Here is a 16,668-nt window from a genome sequence, read left to right as displayed (position 1 = left end):
TGACCTCTCGTGGTTTTTGAAACAAACGGTGAGACAGCCTTTCGAGGCTGCCTCACCGTTTTTTTTTATTCGATGGCAAGCTAAGCCAACCCGTTCGGCACCTTTTTCGCATCCGCAGCGACACGACTTTGTCCTCCCCTGGCCCATCGCAAGCAACATTTCGATACGCTAGTGACAGGGCCCTTTCGAAACGACGACTTTCTTACAAGCACGAGCGCACGTGTGACGACCATCCGCTCTTTCCACAACAACGACTTACCAGAGTTGCTTAGGGTCTGGATCGCGCACTGGTCAGCGATCACCAAGGCTCCGCAAGTCAATTTGCCACGCTTAGAGCAGGCGATTGCTTCTCGGACTTTTTTTGATCCACATTCGTTGCTTGTTGCTGAATCCGAAGGCCAAATTGTCGGGTGGACTCATTTTTTAGCGTCCAGCGACCCGTCCGAGGTGGTGATGCCGATGAATTGCATCCTGCCCGAATGTGGCAAGGAAGTTGCCGAGTCGTTGTTGACCGAAGCATTGGTCCGGGCTCGTGCCGGCGGCTTCAAAGTGGTCAAAGCGGGCGTCGTTCGCGACGAACGGTTCGGCTACGCGGGTCTGGAACCGATCGGACACGGCATCGGTGTGCCGACAGCCGATGAACGATTCACCGAACTGCTAAAGAAGTTCGGTTTTTCGGAACTGAATTCGGTGACTCGGATGGTGGCCGGGATACTATTCTATCGGCCCCCGGTCAGCCGCGAGGCGTTACAATTCCGCCGATCGGCGAAGGCTGATTCGGGAAACTTGATTCCCGACGCGCAACGGCGTGCCTCGGGTCTTTCGCACATCGATATCGAACACTTCCGGCTGCTGCAAAGAGCGGGGCCAACGCTTGCCGAAGTTGACTTCTGGTTTAGTGACCCCGAGGCAGAGGTACTTAGCCCGACGACTTCAATTCTGGATCTTGGCCCCATCCAAGCCCGGGGCGAGTTGTCCTCGGCCGAAAGTTATCTGATAGCGTCGACGATGCAGACGTTGGCGACTCGAAATATCCAAACGGTCGAGACTGCGATCGATTCCGAGAAGAAGACGTTGATCCAACAGCTTGAAAGAATTTGCTTCGAAACGACGGATTCGGGCGTCGTTTGGGAATTGAAGCTGTAGCGAGCGGTTGTTTTCTGCCGATTTTTCCAATTTCAGCTGATTGGTGCTATTTTCGGGTCCGGGAATCTCGGCTCGGCCGCCTTTCTGCTTGGAACCGCCGATCTGCGGGATTATGATAACGCGAGAATCGCCTCGCCCGATTTATTGACTCTTTCACTCTGCGTCATTCGCATCGGCCTTCATTGGCGGCGATTGACGAGGCGACACCCACTTAAAGGAACGTGTTCGTGACTCTTCTGCACTCGTCTTCTCGCCGCATTGGCTCTCGTCGAATGGCCACCCTGGCGTTTTCTGCTGCAGCTCTTTCGCTGTTGAGTCTGCCAGGATCAGCCCTAGCGGATCGAAACAAAGACGAACCGGCCGTCGTGACGGCTGAATTGTTCGCAGCTATGGACGCAGGCCAAATCGAAGTAAAAATCATTCCTCAGGATGCGACCAAAGCCAACGTGCTGATCCGCAACTTGACCGAGCAACCTCTCGATCTGAAACTTCCCGAAGCTTTCGCTAGCGTTCCTGTCTTAGCTCAAGGCATGGGCATGGGCGGTGGCGGCATGGGCGGCGGCGGCATGGGCGGTGGTGGCATGGGTGGCGGCGGCGGTGGCGGTGGTCAAGCCGGCGGCGGTGGCATGGGCGGTGGTGGGATGGGCGGCGGCGGCATGGGCGGCGGCGGCATGGGCGGTGGCGGCGGTGGATTCATGCGAGTCGCACCAGAACGCATGATGAAAGTCGCTGTTCAAACCGTTTGCTTGGAACATGGCAAGCAGGATCCGAACCCACGCATGGCTTATAAAATGGTCCCGCTCGATCAATTCACAACCGACCCAAGTGTTCGCGTGCTTTGCGAATCGCTCGGCTACGGACAAGTGACTCAGAACACCGCACAAGCTGCTGCATGGCACATCATGGACAAGATGTCGTGGCAAGAATTGGCGGCTAAGAATCGAGTCGAAAGTAAGTACACCGGCAACATCCGCTGGTTCTCGCCAATCGAACTGCGGACCGCACAAGCAGTGGTTTCCGAAGCAGCACGAATCGCGAAGACTCGCGAATCGAACAACGAGTCGTACGAAAGCGAAGGCAAGTTTGACGCTGAGCCAACCGACGAATCCTAAGCCAACGATCGCCCACACCAGCAGCTGAATATTCCAACTTCTGATCTGCCGAGCGTCAGAAAAACGAAAGCCACCGCGTCACAACGCGGTGGCTTTTTTCGTTCCTGAATCAATCGATATCAGAACCCAGCGGATGATTTACGGCTTATGCGAGATAGCGGCGGGTTACCGCCCAGAGTGCTGACCTAACTCTCAAGTTTCCGCCAAGCTCGCAACAGAGCACCATCCCGAACAACTTCTTCCTCCGATTTCCGTTGTGATTTGCAAGTTCGGACTATTCCGTACAACGCATCACCCAAGCAATTGGAACAGTCAAATCGACAACAACGATTGACGAATCCGCTTATTGGGTTGCCTTTGCGACCTAGCGTTCAGTTAGCTCGATTTGCCATGCCCCAAATACATCGGTCGGAATGAACACTTCACTAATTTCGCGTAAGCACATTACCGGAATTCCGCGGGTGGGCACTGCGATCGTTGAACTAGCTGTTTGTTTGCCTGTGTTGGTGATGATGACACTTGCGACCGTCGAGGCTTGCACGATGCTTTACGTCCAACAAACGTTAAAGACCACGGCTTTTGAGGGAGCAAGAGTGGGCATCGTTCCAGGTGCTACCGTTGAAAACATAAATTTCCAATGCGAAACATTGTTAGATAGCCACAGCATCAACGGGTATGCCATCTCGGCGAACCCAAGCGATCCGACTCAGCTTTCGCAAGGCGATTGGCTCGAGATCACCATAACGGCACCGTTCGCTGACAACTCTTTAGTTGGTGGATGGATCTACAGTGACAAAACTCTGGAACGATCGGTTTCACTCCGCGCGGAATGATCTGTTAATCATTCAACTGCCCACTAGCGACAGAATATCCGAGAAGTTCAATGCCCAAACAATCACGAACAACGACCATCCAGGTCATCCGAACCAGAAAATGCACCGGAGCCACGTTGATTCTGGTGGTAATCCTTCTGCCAGCATTGTTCGCCTTGGCCGCTTTGGCTATCAACATCGCTTACATCGAGTCAAGCAACACTGAGGTCCAGATTGCGGTCGATGCGGCTGCGCGCGCTGCCGGCCGAACGTATGTCTTGACGGGCGATCAAGACCTCGCTCTTGCTGCAGCGCAGGAAGCAGCATCACGCAATCCGGTCGGCAATTTTGTAGTACCAATCGCCGCAAGTGATCTCGAGTTTGGCACAAGTCTACGATCGGATGCGAACAGCCCCTATGAGTTCACACCATCGGAAAATGGCAAAGGCAACTCGATCCGTTTGACAACGAACAATCTGTCTAGCGGCGGAGGGACTGGGATTGAGCCGGTGTTTCCATTTTTTGGTGGAGCCTTCACGGTTCGACCGCTTCGCACTGCGGTTAGCACCCAAGGCGTGATCGACATTGCCTTGGTGGTCGATCGCAGCGGGTCGATGGCATACGGGTCGGCAGAGATTGCTCAGTACCCACCCGCGCCAGCTTCGGCGCCCCCGGACTGGGATTTTGGCGATCCAGTCCCTCCAAATGCGCGATGGCTCGATCTGATTGCCGCGGTCCAAGGCTTCATTTCCGAACTTGATGACTCGGCGCAAGAAGAACTGTTATCGCTGTCAATTTACAACCACAACACCAACACGCCACAACTTCTGACGACCGACTACAACGCGACCATTCAACATCTGGCAGCGATTTCGACGAACTTCGAAGCCGGCGGAACCGCGATCGGGCGAGGAATTTACCAGGGTATGTATGCGATTAACGAATCATCGACATCTCGCCCCTACGCTTCCAAGGTAATGATCGTCATGACAGACGGCGTCCAGAATTGGGGTGGTGCCCCGGAGTATGCCGCACGAGCTGCCGCTGACGCGGGAATCACGTTATTCACCATTACGTTCAGTGACGAGGCTGAACAAATTGCGATGCAAAATGTTGCCGACATTGGCGGTGGCGAACATTTCCACGCAGAAACAGCAGCCCAATTAAAACTTGCTTTCCAAAAAATTGCTCGACGTCTGCCAACGCTCCTGACTCAGTAGTCTGATTCACGGCAACAAGCTTGAATTGCTAATCCGTGCCCCATCTTTTCGCGAACTGTATCGTCATGTCCTTTCTAAATCTTGGTAACTCTGCAAAACGACGAGGGGCCGCCACAGTCGAATTCGCGATCGCTTGCGCGGTTTTAGTGACATTGATTTTTGGCAGTATCGAAGTCACTCGGGTCAGCATGTTGCGGCATACGGTAAACCACGCCGCCTTTGTGGCCGCCCGAGCCGCGATCATCCCCGGTGCCGATGCGTCAACCGTGATTCAAACTGCCACCGATCACCTTGCCATCATTGGGATCAACGACGCCTCCGTAACCTTGACGCCAAATCCGATCATGGACAGCACATCGATGATCGAGGTTGTCGTCGAAGCGCCGGTCTCTTCAAACTCATTTGTCATTCCCAAGTTCGTCACAGGAATGCTGGTGGGGCGATCACAATTGATTACCGAGCGTTCACCAATGCAAATGTCCGCCGAGCTACCCGAACCGCCTCCGCCACCGCCACCGGCACCGCCGACAGAACCTGAACCTGAACCGGAGCCTGAACCTGAACCGGAGCCCGAACCATCTCCCCCACCACCTCCATCTCCGCCACCTCCGCCACCTCCGCCACCTCCAATGCTCTAACGCTGGAATTGTGAGTTCGCAAAGATTGGGCCGCGTTTTTAGCGGCCAGCTTTTTCAATTCGCCCAAACTGATAGCATCGCCGGAGATCCGTGAAGCCATGGCCGGCAATTCGAGAGCAACGTAAGTCGCGCCGCTGCGGGCCGACTAGATTAGCGAATCAAGGCGGTCTTGTTCGAATCTGCAAAGCAAAACAAGAAAGACGTTGTTGAAATCGGCGAACTCGTCGCTTTAGTGCGTCATCGCGTACGTCACGATGTTGATCCCCATTGGATAGGCCTTCTTGACCGAGAACTCGTCGAAGTACCATTGGTCTTCGCCTTCGCGTTCCCAGCCGTCACCCAAGTCCGTGTTGTGACAAATGAAGACCATGATGCGATCTTCGTCGTCGGTGATCGCGCGGTAATGCGGCGTTCGAGTATCGCTGCCATCGCGAGACTGTTCCCAACTTCCGACTTCTCCGTTTGCCATACGATAGGCCGCGCCAATCGCCGGTACCTGTGGCTTTTCTTTCATGTCGTACACACAGTGGAAGATCTCGTGTGACAGAGGCACTTCGGAAGCCTCACGATCTGGGAACACTCGCTTCAACTCGCGACGAAGATTCTCGTATTGGTCGTCGCCCCAAAAGTCGTCCACCATCAGAAAACCGCCGTTGTAACAGTACCGCCGCAGTGCTTCGACTTCCGCTTCGTTAAAAACGAGTGCGCCTGGTTCGATCATGTACAGAAACGGGTAATCGAACAGTTTGTCATCTGTCAATTCAACAACTACCGGATCGGGGTTCACCTTCATCGACGTCAATTGCTGAAGCCGCAAAGAAAAGTTCAGATCGCTGTCCGGGTAATCGGTACGCCATCCGCCACCACCACGACCGTATCCACCGTAGGATTCGTAGCGTAAACGAGCGAACGTGAACGCGTCGTTTTCAAAATTCGGGTCGACATCCCACCGAGGCACGCCTCGGCGATCCGTACTGATATCATCGTTTCGGTACCAACGGCCACGCTGGGCCATCGCGGCACCGATCGTTGCGATCGCCACCCCGCCAATCGCGATTGCGGACAAGAATCTGCTTCGTTTCATTTCGCCGTCTCCGAATCCGATCCCAAGTCTGTATTCAATTCCAACAGCAACCGATGAGCATCCCGGTACCGAGGCGCCTCGTCGAGTGCCTTCAAGACGGCGAGTTTCGCGTCAAGCTTTCGGTTCAGTTTAGCCAGCGACTTAGCCTTTCGAAAATCAATCGCTGCCGGATCGACCGGTTCCATCATCGCCAGTGCCGACAATGACTGTACCGCCCGATCGTGTGCTCCTAAATTTTCCGACGCATCAACCACGGCGGTGTGCCCCGTTTCGATCAGTGGCTGAATCGCAAGAAACTGCTCGCCAAACGACTGCATCGATTGATAGTCGTCCTCGCTACGAGCAATTTGGATCAACCGATCCAGGGAGGAAAGTGAGTCGCTGGTTTGCTGAGTGATCTGCACTAATGTTTTCTTCTCAGATGCCACATCGTCAAGTTCTCGGTAAACCATCGCCAACTTCTCTAGCAGTCCGCCGCTCTTCCCTGTTGCTAAGCCAAGATCTTGCATCGTTTCTAAGGTGATTTTTGCATCTTCAAAACTCTTGGTCGCAATTTCACGGTCCGCTTTTGCCGTCATCGCCCAGTAGTTTGACGGGTTCGAATCGATCCATTCCAACATCGCCTTCGTGTCCGACGCGACTTCAGGCGGCGGCTGGTCCCAGCTCGCCTCGGGCGCGAACTGATCGGCCACTTTTCGAGCATACTCAGCAAATTGTGCGTCCAGACGTTCAACCGACCCGACGTTCCGCGCCAACGCGTCGTTGATGGACAGTCCATCGGCCAGATCATCAAGCGTCTTCAACAACGATTCGAGACCGTAGTTGTCGATCAAGTATTCGACCACCAACGACGACTCGTAGTAGGCAAACTGCAAGTGCATTGGCGATGGCGGATTCAGGAACGCACCGCTCAAATCACTGACCGCCGTCAAGTCATCACCCAACAGCATCTCGCGATACTTTGGCGTCATCGACTCGCCCCACGCAGGGTCTCGCGTGCGCTCCTCGTAGACCGAGATGCCCTCGCTGAGCCACCTCGGCATTCGGTTGCGGGTTTTTTCAAGTGTGACGACGTGACAAAATTCATGCCACAAAACACTTTGCCAATTCGCCGGCGACGGCCCCTGTGACGCGGGACTGTTAGCCGTGATCACACGGCCGAAACAGACGCCCAAATAACCTGCCCCTCCCGGCAACCCGAAAGTACGAATGGCAAAGTCCTTTTGGTCCGGAAAGATCTCGACCACGATCGTCGCGTTGGGTTTCACATCGTACTTTTCGCACAGAACCAACTTGGCTTCTCGCAACAAGTTCATCACCTCGCCACCATAAATGCTGGCCTCGCGCTCCTCCATACGGACTTCGATGCCGTCGGATTCGATTCGCGTGAAGCCTTTGATCCGGTCGTTCAAGGTGACCAAATTGTGAGCCACGACGTTGTAAGGATCATCACGCGACACCTCGTCGGCCAAAATCCAACCCGTTTCGTCTTGGCCAAGTCGCAAAAGGTCTTGCGCTAACTGAAACGTCGCTGCTTGAAAACCCGAATCGACCTCGATCGCTTGACGTTGGTACTGGGCGCCTTCGGCAAAGCGGTATTTCTGTGACAGCTTTTTGCCGATCAAATGGTCCACTTCCGGATTCTGGTCCCACGTGCTCAGCGCAGCCGCTCGCATCAACGCTTCGATTTCATAGCGACCTTCCAAGTGGGCAAGTACAGCCAATAACGACCACGCTTGCGGCTGATGAACGTTGACAACCAATACTTCTTGAATGGTTTGGTACGCCGCGTCGTATTGTTCAGCATCGATTTCCGATTCAGCACGGAAAATCAGCGCTGGGATATAGCGAGGATTTCGCCGCAAAGCTTCGTTCAACAAGCTCGTCGCTTTGGTCGCATCCGAATTCGCCCATGCCTTGGCCGCAAGTGTCGGAATGCGAGGGTCCGCCGGGTCCAGCAATTCTGCTTGATCCAGCGTGTCAGCGGCGACCTTAAAATCGCCCTTTTCCAGCGCTAGCTCGGCCGTCGCCAAATACGCTTCCAAGAACTGTGGATCCGCATCTCGGACTCGATCGAAGAACAGCTTCAAAATCTGGCGTCCGTCTTCACCACGCATTGCAAAGTAGCGGCCGGCGGCGACTAAATTATCTCGGCTGGCGTATCGCGACGGCGAAGTTTCCAGCAGCCGCATGATTTGGGCTTTCGCCTGCAATGCTTCGTTCGTCTTCCCAGTAAAACGGTAAGCTTCCAAGCCCAGCATTCGTAGCGTCAGACTGGTCGGGTAACGTTTTGACGCCTCTTCATAGACCGCCAACGCGTCGGCAAAATTCCCCGTTTCTAGCTGGCACTGGATCAGCAATCGTGGCCAACGTTCGTTCCAGATGCCGTTCTCGACTTCCTGCGCCGCAGTAGCGGCCGCTTCGTCGTACTTGCCGGCCGAAAACATCAAACGAACTTCGTTCAAGTCGGCGGCGACCAAGTTGGCGGGCAACACCAGCCCTGCAGTAACGCAAAACCAGATTAACGACAGGCAGAATCTGTTTACTAACAAGATGGAGGTCCTCGAATACCTAGACGTGTGTGCCAGATAGTTTAACGGGTCGCATAGAGGGCTGCGGCATCGCCGGTCAATCGGCTAGGCTAAAACCCGTGTTTTGGTGAGCTGGGGATTTCGTGATTTCCGGCGATCCACCGTTTCTCGCACTTTTATCGCTACCGCGCATGACCCCTTTGCTACGACGACTTTACGCCCGAACCGTCTTCTATCCAACGCTTGCCTGGAATTTCGCCCTGGCACGCATTCTGGGGCGAAGAAATTGGTGGGATCACATCGACCCCCATGTGATCGTCGGCGCCTATCCATTTTCGCGAGACGTTGAATCGATGCACGCCGCGGGAGTTCGTGCCGTCGTCAACACCTGTGAAGAATACGAGGGACCGCACGTGAAGTACCTGAAGCACGGCATCGAACAACTACGAATCCCAACGACGGACTTTTCGCATCCGCGATTGGCCGACGTCGAGCAAGCGGTCGAGTTTGTTCAGAAGCACGCCGAAGCTGGTGAGATCGTCTACATCCACTGCAAAGCCGGCCGAGCCAGAAGCGCGACGGTTGCAATTTGCTGGCTGATGAAATATCGAGGCATGTCAGCCACCGAGGCCCAGGCGTCGCTGCTGAAATCCCGCGCTCACATCAACCCTCGCCTCACCCAGCGCCCGGTTGTGATTGAGTTTGGAAAGAAACTTGCAGCTTCGAGCAAGGGCGAGTCCACCCCGGACTGAACCAGAAGGCAACGGCGGTGCAGCAAAAGTAAATTTGGAAGTCAACGCCAATACCGGTCTCGCGGCGGCGCGACGTCGACCGCTACAAGGGCGGCACAGACAGGGAACACGGATCGTCCGCCCGCTGCTGCCAATTCGCGTGAAACCGCAAGCCGCAAAACTTGAGACAAAAATGAAAATTCAGTTCAATGTTCCTAACCGTCAAAGTCGATAGTTTGGTTGAGACGAATCGTTATTCGTCTTTGAGACACTTCCCTAGAATGCTTCCGACTTTGACGAGCCGCCTACTGATGTCGAAACCATCCCTTAGAATTTTTCCGGCCTCTGCTTCCAACGCTCGCCGCGAGCGTGAGATCGATCGCATGACCGGATCGGCAGCCGCTAAAACAGTTGCCATTCCCTTGGGGAAGATGGTTCCGCTATTACTCGATGCCGCTCGTGCCGATCGTGCTTGGTTGAGCGATTTCGCCGACGATACAGTGCGAGTCGATGCGGATCTGTACGAAGTCCTGCTGGCTTACAGCCAAATGAATCAACGAGAAGCAGCCTAGTTTCATCGTTTGCTTTGCAAATGCCAAACAACGGTTGCCTGCCAACGCAACATCAAAGGAATGAACATGCGATCCATTGCCGTGATCAATCAAAAAGGTGGCGTCGGGAAGACGACCAGTTGCGTCAACGTGGCCGCGGCTCTCGCAGCAAGCGGTCGCCGGGTCTGCATCATGGATCTTGACCCGCAAGCACACGCGTCCTTGCACCTTGGAATCACCGCCGTCGATGGCGAACCGAGCATGTACGAAGTGTTGTGTGGCGAGGCATCGCTTGCTCAAGCACGTCGCGACATCAGCGAAACGTTGTCGATCGTACCCGCCAACTTAGATTTGGCTGCTGCCGAATTGGAATTGGCCGGCGAAGTCGGACGCGAAATGATCTTGCGAGACAAGATGGAAGACGACGATGAAAAGTTCGACTACATCGTGCTGGATTGTCCGCCAAGCTTGGGCGTGCTTACCGTCAATGCTTTGGTCGCCGTCGGTGAAGTCTTCCTGCCACTTCAACCCCACTTTTTGGCGCTGCACGGTCTCAGCAAACTGCTTCGTACCATCGAAGTTGTTTCACGACGCCTCAACAGCGACTTGCGTTTGTCGGGCGTCATGCTGTGCATGTACGATTCGAACACTCGGCTCGCTGCCGAAGTCAGCAACGATATCGAAGAGTTCTTTGAAGCAAGCCAGTGCAGTCGCGAGTTTTTCCGCGGCGCAAAGTTCTTTGACACAAGAATTCGTCGCAACATTCGCCTCGCAGAAGCACCAAGTTTCGGACAATCGATCTTCCAGTACTCACCCGAAAGCAATGGCGCGGCTGACTACCAATCGCTAGCCGACGAAGTGATTGCTCAAGAACAATCGCGGCTTAGTCTGACGACTCGGGCCGCGGCTTAACCGAGTTTGACGTTGGTAACGAAGTTGTCGGCGAATCCAAGGCTCGTTGCAACAAGCACGTTTGTGCGCCCACACTCTCGCCGCGGCGGTACTTCGTTAGTAACCGCCGCGATTCCTCGGCCAGCATGCGTCGCACTTCGCGACGCTTGCCTTTGACTCGCGGAATCGCCATGTGATCGTAAGCGGTCGTTTGATGCCGCATCCAAGCGATCACGGCCGACTCGGCACGTCGCTCGATCGGAATCCGCTGAGTCCGCGCGACGGTGCCACTGCCCACCGGTGTGGCATGATCGGTGACCGCTTTGGCAAACCGTTCGGCCAGTGACCGATGGTTCGGCGCAAACTTCAAAAAATCGACCACAGCGCCAAAAAAGTCTTCGACATATTCGACCTGCTTCTTTTCGCGTCGCGCCACATCGCTCTTGCGCCGTTTGGCGTAGGCATCGGTCGACCGTTCGGCTTCAAGCTTTGACTTTGCTGCTGCGATGGTGCCCGCATCGGCCCAAACGCCTTTCGAAAACGTGCGGCGTCCCTTTTTCTCTTTGACCGTCCACGTTGGCCCCGCCGCTTTGACGCGGCGAGTCAGTCCAGCGTCGCCGGGAGGCAGCAATTCCCAACCGTCCGGCACCTGCAAGACTTTGCCTTCGGCCGTCACCACATTCCGTTCATCTTTCCCGGGACCAACATCCAAACTCTGTTCGCTCATTCTTGTTTGCTTGTTTAAAGAAGGAGGGGCGCAACTAACGTATCAACGAGTTCGGCATTTCTCGCAGATACATGTACACCATCACACCAAGACCGAGCACGTCTACCGATAACATCGACAAGCTGGACGAATAACCGAACCGCCAACTGACGTACACGAACGTCAGCGCCGTCAACATCGATACGATGAACAGAAACGATGCGGTCAGACTGATCGTTTGCGGACTTCGGTCGTACGCTCCCCGGACTTCGTGAAAGAACTGGTACGACAATAGAACGAAGATGATCGTGCCGCCGATGCTAAAGGTCTGCAGTCCCGGTACTGCAATCGTCGCGTCGTAGAATCCGTGCGCGAGCACCACAAGCAAAAAAGTCAACAGCGCGTGGCTGACGTCGTGGTGTTTCCAGAATACCCGTGCAATCGACAGCCCGATGATGCCGGTCATCGACATGTGAAAGAAGTTAGCCGTCAGGAATCGTCCCATCGAATCCGCGCCGCCGCTGCGAGCGAAGTAACCCATGTTTTCGACGATCGCAAATCCCAAACCAACACACGCGGAAACGATCAAAGCTTCGATTGGACTTCGGCGGCGAACGATGGGCGGCATCAGTGGCAACAACAGCAATAGCTTCGCAAATTCTTCACGCAGCCCTACGCCAAGAACATAAAACTTGATTCCCTCGATCGTCTCGTCGCTTTCCACGATCCCCCAATCCAACTCTTGCCAAATGTCGATCAAATGCGTCGCCCAAATGCTCAGCCCGCCCATCACAACAGCCAGCAGGCACAACCAGGGGCGGACACTTGACGTCGCGCCGGCCTGACCCATTTGAATCGCAAGCACGAACCAGCCCAGTCCAGCGATCAAGGCAAGCGCGGTTGCGAATCCTTCTTGGAATCGACGCCACATCAGCTTCGGAATCACCCGAGCCATTTCCTTCCAGTCTCGGTGCACCTTGGCGATCACCAGCGTTTCGCTGGGCGAAATGAGCGACGAGTATTCCGGCTGCTGTGAAAGTCGCAGCAGAGCTTTGTCGTCGTCCGCCGCGGCGTAAGTATCGAGGGCGAATCGGCGAGCGATTTTTGCATCCGGAAAACGACCTTCAGTCTCGAAGTGCCGCGCTGCAATCGCAAACGAACGGCGACTGACGGCCAGCGCACCAATCGCTTGATTGGCATGGCGGACCGGCGGATTGGCCGACGCCATTTCCGCTAGCGACGGCATGATCTTTCCCGTTGCCGCGCTCAACAGCACCTGACTGGCAATCTGCTGCTCGGCTTCATCCACGGACGAATCCGGATCGACTGCACCAAACATCGCAATCATTTGCGTTAAGTCCGACTCGTTCATCTCGCTAGCGCCAGCTTCGTCTTCCATCGCGTAGGACGTACTTGCCAAGTGCGCTAGTGCAACAAGACGGAAATCAAACGGCAGCTCGCTCGAAAGAATTCGCTCAGCACCATCCGCATCATCGTCGGATTCCCACCCCATCACCATCGCATCGTAAATCGAATCGGAATCGGCATTGAACGTGTATGGCACCCACTGAACGACCGCACCCAGTACCAACCCGACACCCAAAATCGAGACCACCATCGTCCACAAAAAATTGGGAGTGTCAGCTTTTTGTCTCAGTCTTGTTTGCCAATTCATAGATCGCTTTGTGGTGGCGGGTGCAGGAACGGTAGGCAAAAGTACTTATAGTGGTCTGATCCACGTGTCACAACGACTGCCAACGATGAACCCCTACCAACCGCCGACAAGAACCGAGACGTCAATAGACGATGGCCAGCGTCCAGATCGGATTCTGATCCATGGCGATGTTCAAACGGCGGACCTTATTCGTCTGCTCGGAACACCTTGGCTGTTGCGAGTTCTGCAAGTTGTTTGCGTGGTCGCGGTTGCTTTCTTTTCGCTGATGCCGCTGGTCGCGATCGTCATGCGAAACAATGACGCTGCGCTGATCGCGTCCTTGATTGGGATGGTCGTGTTCATGGCGCTGATTCTTTACACGGTGGTTTGGTTCTTGGGACCGAGAGGGCGTGCCAAACGGATGTTGAAACGACATCCGGGAATCGTTGGTCCAATTGACGGCTGGATTGATAAGTATGGATTGACCTACCACAGCGAAGCCTACCACGAGCATCACCAAATTTCGTGGGACACGTTCACGGACGTCGCCGTCACCAACGACGGATTGCGACTCGCTTGGTCAGGCGCCGATCCATTCACCGCCGCGATTCCGGCGTCCGCGATCGACGGATTTTCGGCACGGACGATCAAGCCATGGGTCAACGCGTATCGCAATCAGGCAACCGAACCGGCGATCGCGCGTGTCTTGGTGCAACGTGACTCGATGCCAAGCGACGGAATCTGGTTCCAGTGCTTGATCCCGTCAAAGCTACCACTGACGGCAGCCGAAAGTCGCCGAATCAAGATTTACGGAGCCGTTCAAACGGTGATGTATTTAAGCTGTTTTGTATGGTACTTGCTCGGGAACCTTCCCTCGTTTGGGTTTTGGTTCTTGGTCATCACGCCAACGTTTGTCGCCATCGCAGCCCGACGTGACTACGCCCGCGCCGCGACGTCAGCTTATCAAACGGAAATGTGGGGGTGGATTACCGGAAGTGGCGTTGTCGGGCACGTACCGGGCCAAGTTTGGGAACAGCGTTGGGAAAACGCCAGCGTCCTTCAGGTCGACGCACACCTGCTGCGAGCCGAGTTTCCCGAAGGCAGCGGAGTGCATTTGACGCCCAATGATGTCGACGGCGATTGGACGAAAGTGACCGAATTAGTTCGCGATCTGAAAACTAGCAACGATCCCTCTGAGCCGTCCAGTTTACCGACGAAACGATAACCCACATGATTAAGCGACCTCTAGTGATTGCCATCTTTCTGCCGGTATCAAGTGCGGGCGAGACCTTCTTCGCTGCTGACGCCGGCGTCAAGTCGCTCAATGGCGTGTTGATCGTGGCGGTGAGGTAGCGATTGGGCGATCGATAGCGTGGTGATTGACGCCGAGAGTCGAAAACAATCGTTTTTGACGCTATCGAAGGTCATTGTTAGCTCTACAATGAGTGCCAACGGTGCCGCCGCCGTTTTCAAATCATCTCAAATGCCCGATTTCATGCAACTTCCTGTCATCAACGATCCCGCCGTCGACGCAGCCGCAGCCATCGCACCGGCGATGTCCCGCGACTATCTCTCGAACTTGACCGCCAGCGGGCGTGCTCCGACCGGCCCATTGGCCGCCGCGCCGCTGCCGATGTCGATGGCCGAAGCTCGCAAACGAGGATGGGACGAACTTGACATCGTGTTTGTGACCGGTGATGCGTACATCGATCACCCAAGTTTCGCGATGGCGATCTTGGGCCGTGTTTTGGAAGCGGCCGGGTACCGCGTCGGCATCATCAGCCAACCCGATTGGAAAAGCTGTGATGCTTGGAAAGAATTCGGGCGTCCGCGTCTGTTCTTTGCCATCAGTGCCGGCAACATGGACTCGATGATCAATCACTACACCGCCAACAAAAAGGTTCGTAACGACGACGCTTACTCACCGGGCGGCCGAATTGGACTGCGTCCGGACCGGGCGACCTTGTCGTATTGCCAGCGAGCCCGCGAAGCGTTCAAAGGCGTCCCCGTGATCGCTGGCGGCGTCGAAGCATCGCTGCGGCGACTGGCCCACTACGACTATTGGTCTGACAAAGTCAAACGCAGCATCCTGATGGACAGCAAAGCAGACTTGGTCGGATTCGGGATGGGCGAAAACGCAATCGTCGAAATCGCCCGTCGTCTGGAAGCCGGCGAAACGGTCAAGGACCTACGTGACATGCGAGGCGCCGCCTACCTGCTAGGCGCATCCGAAACAATTCCTGAAGACGCGCTGGAAATCCCAAGCTTCGACGACGTCAACACCAGCAAGTTGGCATTCGCCGAAGCCACGCGAATCATCCACAACGAAACCAACCCGCACAATGCTCGGAAGATCTTCCAGCGACATGGAACCCAGACCGTCGTTTGCAATGTTCCGCAGATGCCGATCAGCAGCGATGCGATGGACGAAATCTATGGGCTGCCCTACACCCGCCAACCGCATCCTAGCTATACCGAAAAGATTCCCGCGTTCGAAATGATCAAGAACTCAGTCACGATCATGCGTGGCTGTTTTGGCGGTTGCACGTTCTGCAGCATCACGGCGCACCAAGGCCGCATCATCCAGTCTCGCAGCAAAGAATCAGTGCTGACCGAGATCACCAAAATGACCAAAGACAAGACATTCACCGGCGTGGTCAGCGACATCGGTGGCCCGACGGCCAACATGTATCACATGCAGTGCACCAAGCCGGAAGTCGAAGCCGTTTGCCGGCGTCAATCATGTGTGCATCCCAAAATTTGCAAGCTGCTGGGCGTCGACCACACGCCCGTTATCGAATTGATGCGGGAAGCACGGGCGTTGCCGGGTGTGAAAAAAGTGCTAGTCGCTAGCGGTATCCGCATGGACTTGGCTCGCACGTCCCCAGAATACCTGAAAGAGCTAACGGCACACCACGTCGGCGGCAAGCTAAAGGTTGCCCCAGAGCACGTTGATGCCGGCACGCTGAACAAGATGCGCAAGCCCAAGAACGATGACTTTGAACACTTCACGGAAGTCTTCAAAGAAGAATCAGAACGTGTGGGAAAGAAGCAGTTCATCGTTCCATACTTCATCGCCTCGCACCCCGGCAGCGATGTGTCAGCGATGATTGAATTAGCGCTGTTTTTGAAACGCAATGGCTACAAACCCGATGCTGTGCAAGACTTCATCCCTGCGCCACTGGATGTTGCGACAACGATGTACTACACCGAATTGGACCCGTTCACGAAACAGCCGATCTATATCGCCAAGGCGATGAAGGAACGCAAGATGCAACGGGCCCTAATGCAGTTCTTCAAGCCCGAAAACTACTTCGAAGTCCGCGAAGCGCTGCGATCGGTCGGACGCATGGACTTGGTTGGCGACGGCTGCGAATGTTTGATTCCGTCCAAGCCGCCTAAACAGGCTCAGGCTCGCCGCCGCGAAGACGCCAACAAGCGTTTTCGAGGTGACTATGTTCACACCATTCCAGGCACAGATGGTTCCGCTAAGCCGGAAAAGAAGAAAGGCAGCGTCAAAGAACGCCGCGAACGAAAAAGCACCGGTTATCGGCCAAAACGCGGCGGCGCGGAATAACCAACCGGCGTCCTC

The 16,668-nt window shown here is 55.1% G+C and carries 15 protein-coding genes; 11 read left to right on the top strand and 4 right to left on the bottom strand.

Annotated elements, in window-relative coordinates; genetic code table 11:
* The first annotated feature begins 222 nt into the window (after positions 1 to 222).
* The 5 genes from Poly59_RS16470 to Poly59_RS16450 all read left to right on the top strand — a co-directional run bounded on the left by Poly59_RS16470 (position 223) and on the right by Poly59_RS16450 (position 4,928).
* Positions 223 to 1,146, top strand: coding sequence for a GNAT family N-acetyltransferase (locus Poly59_RS16470; protein WP_146535154.1), 924 nt, complete (start codon positions 223 to 225; stop codon positions 1,144 to 1,146).
* A 227-nt stretch (positions 1,147 to 1,373) separates the two neighbouring features.
* Positions 1,374 to 2,258 (top strand): hypothetical protein, encoded by an 885-nt coding sequence (locus tag Poly59_RS29605; RefSeq protein WP_186776312.1) that lies wholly within the window; start codon positions 1,374 to 1,376, stop codon positions 2,256 to 2,258.
* A gap of 413 nt (positions 2,259 to 2,671) precedes the next feature.
* Positions 2,672 to 3,091 carry a TadE family protein gene (locus tag Poly59_RS16460; RefSeq protein ID WP_146535153.1) on the top strand — a complete coding sequence of 140 codons (420 nt, stop codon included), beginning with the start codon at positions 2,672 to 2,674 and terminating at the stop codon, positions 3,089 to 3,091.
* A 50-nt stretch (positions 3,092 to 3,141) separates the two neighbouring features.
* Positions 3,142 to 4,290, top strand: a complete 1,149-nt coding sequence (locus Poly59_RS16455; RefSeq protein WP_146535152.1) for a vWA domain-containing protein — start codon at positions 3,142 to 3,144, stop codon at positions 4,288 to 4,290.
* Between the two features lie 65 nt (positions 4,291 to 4,355).
* Positions 4,356 to 4,928, top strand: coding sequence for a TadE/TadG family type IV pilus assembly protein (locus Poly59_RS16450; protein ID WP_146535151.1), 573 nt, complete (start codon positions 4,356 to 4,358; stop codon positions 4,926 to 4,928).
* A 229-nt stretch (positions 4,929 to 5,157) separates the two neighbouring features.
* Here Poly59_RS16450 and Poly59_RS16445 read toward each other — a convergent pair whose 3' ends face one another.
* Complete coding sequence (locus Poly59_RS16445) at positions 5,158 to 6,012, bottom strand: DUF4159 domain-containing protein (protein ID WP_146535150.1); 855 nt, start codon at positions 6,010 to 6,012, stop codon at positions 5,158 to 5,160.
* Complete coding sequence (locus Poly59_RS16440; RefSeq protein ID WP_186776311.1) at positions 6,009 to 8,564, bottom strand: tetratricopeptide repeat protein; 2,556 nt, start codon at positions 8,562 to 8,564, stop codon at positions 6,009 to 6,011. Before Poly59_RS16440 ends, Poly59_RS16445 begins: the two co-directional genes overlap by 4 nt.
* Positions 8,565 to 8,734: 170 nt before the next feature.
* On the opposite strand from Poly59_RS16440, the gene Poly59_RS16435 reads away from it, so the two are divergent.
* The 3 genes from Poly59_RS16435 (at position 8,735) to Poly59_RS16425 (ending at position 10,737) form a co-directional block, all read left to right on the top strand.
* Complete coding sequence (locus Poly59_RS16435; protein WP_146535148.1) at positions 8,735 to 9,295, top strand: dual specificity protein phosphatase family protein; 561 nt, start codon at positions 8,735 to 8,737, stop codon at positions 9,293 to 9,295.
* A 290-nt stretch (positions 9,296 to 9,585) separates the two neighbouring features.
* Positions 9,586 to 9,846, top strand: a complete 261-nt coding sequence (locus Poly59_RS16430) for a hypothetical protein (RefSeq protein WP_146535147.1) — start codon at positions 9,586 to 9,588, stop codon at positions 9,844 to 9,846.
* Between the two features lie 66 nt (positions 9,847 to 9,912).
* The gene (locus Poly59_RS16425; protein ID WP_146535146.1) at positions 9,913 to 10,737 is read left to right on the top strand and encodes a ParA family protein; all 825 of its coding nucleotides are present in this window, start codon (positions 9,913 to 9,915) and stop codon (positions 10,735 to 10,737) included.
* Here Poly59_RS16425 and Poly59_RS16420 read toward each other — a convergent pair.
* Together Poly59_RS16420 and Poly59_RS16415 are read right to left on the bottom strand one after the other, a co-directional pair.
* The gene (locus tag Poly59_RS16420) at positions 10,709 to 11,443 is read right to left on the bottom strand and encodes a DUF2293 domain-containing protein (RefSeq protein ID WP_146535145.1); all 735 of its coding nucleotides are present in this window, start codon (positions 11,441 to 11,443) and stop codon (positions 10,709 to 10,711) included. The two genes, Poly59_RS16425 and Poly59_RS16420, sit on opposite strands and share 29 nt — an antisense overlap.
* Positions 11,444 to 11,477: 34 nt before the next feature.
* The gene (locus Poly59_RS16415; RefSeq protein WP_146535144.1) at positions 11,478 to 13,097 is read right to left on the bottom strand and encodes a PrsW family glutamic-type intramembrane protease; all 1,620 of its coding nucleotides are present in this window, start codon (positions 13,095 to 13,097) and stop codon (positions 11,478 to 11,480) included.
* 85 nt (positions 13,098 to 13,182) lie between these two features.
* Here Poly59_RS16415 and Poly59_RS16410 point away from each other — a divergent pair, with 85 nt between their 5' ends.
* The 3 genes from Poly59_RS16410 to Poly59_RS16405 all read left to right on the top strand — a co-directional run bounded on the left by Poly59_RS16410 (position 13,183) and on the right by Poly59_RS16405 (position 16,653).
* Positions 13,183 to 14,301 carry a hypothetical protein gene (locus Poly59_RS16410; RefSeq protein WP_146535143.1) on the top strand — a complete coding sequence of 373 codons (1,119 nt, stop codon included), beginning with the start codon at positions 13,183 to 13,185 and terminating at the stop codon, positions 14,299 to 14,301.
* Positions 14,302 to 14,306: 5 nt separating this feature from the next.
* Positions 14,307 to 14,429 (top strand): hypothetical protein, encoded by a 123-nt coding sequence (locus Poly59_RS30420; protein WP_261343499.1) that lies wholly within the window; start codon positions 14,307 to 14,309, stop codon positions 14,427 to 14,429.
* Positions 14,430 to 14,571: 142 nt separating this feature from the next.
* Positions 14,572 to 16,653 (top strand): YgiQ family radical SAM protein, encoded by a 2,082-nt coding sequence (locus tag Poly59_RS16405; protein ID WP_246151702.1) that lies wholly within the window; start codon positions 14,572 to 14,574, stop codon positions 16,651 to 16,653.
* The last annotated feature ends 15 nt before the right edge of the window (positions 16,654 to 16,668 follow it).

It is taken from the genome of Rubripirellula reticaptiva (assembly GCF_007860175.1).
In the GTDB taxonomy this organism is placed as follows: Bacteria; Planctomycetota; Planctomycetia; order Pirellulales; family Pirellulaceae; genus Rubripirellula; species Rubripirellula reticaptiva.
The sequence above is the reverse complement of the archived record's forward strand: the minus strand, read 5'-3'. Positions and strand labels throughout refer to the sequence as shown.

Bases quoted from the DNA above. Each gene is read 5' to 3' on its own strand.
- Poly59_RS16460 (WP_146535153.1), top strand. From the start codon at position 2,672: ATGAACACTTCACTAATTTCGCGTAAGCACATTACCGGAATTCCGCGG.
- Poly59_RS16455 (WP_146535152.1), top strand. From the start codon at position 3,142: ATGCCCAAACAATCACGAACAACGACCATCCAGGTCATCCGAACCAGA.
- Poly59_RS16450 (WP_146535151.1), top strand. From the start codon at position 4,356: ATGTCCTTTCTAAATCTTGGTAACTCTGCAAAACGACGAGGGGCCGCC.
- Poly59_RS16445 (WP_146535150.1), bottom strand. From the start codon at position 6,012: ATGAAACGAAGCAGATTCTTGTCCGCAATCGCGATTGGCGGGGTGGCG.
- Poly59_RS16435 (WP_146535148.1), top strand. From the start codon at position 8,735: ATGACCCCTTTGCTACGACGACTTTACGCCCGAACCGTCTTCTATCCA.
- Poly59_RS16430 (WP_146535147.1), top strand. From the start codon at position 9,586: ATGTCGAAACCATCCCTTAGAATTTTTCCGGCCTCTGCTTCCAACGCT.
- Poly59_RS16425 (WP_146535146.1), top strand. From the start codon at position 9,913: ATGCGATCCATTGCCGTGATCAATCAAAAAGGTGGCGTCGGGAAGACG.
- Poly59_RS16420 (WP_146535145.1), bottom strand. From the start codon at position 11,443: ATGAGCGAACAGAGTTTGGATGTTGGTCCCGGGAAAGATGAACGGAAT.
- Poly59_RS16415 (WP_146535144.1), bottom strand. From the start codon at position 13,097: ATGAATTGGCAAACAAGACTGAGACAAAAAGCTGACACTCCCAATTTT.
- Poly59_RS16410 (WP_146535143.1), top strand. From the start codon at position 13,183: ATGAACCCCTACCAACCGCCGACAAGAACCGAGACGTCAATAGACGAT.
- Poly59_RS30420 (WP_261343499.1), top strand. From the start codon at position 14,307: ATGATTAAGCGACCTCTAGTGATTGCCATCTTTCTGCCGGTATCAAGT.
- Poly59_RS16405 (WP_246151702.1), top strand. From the start codon at position 14,572: ATGCAACTTCCTGTCATCAACGATCCCGCCGTCGACGCAGCCGCAGCC.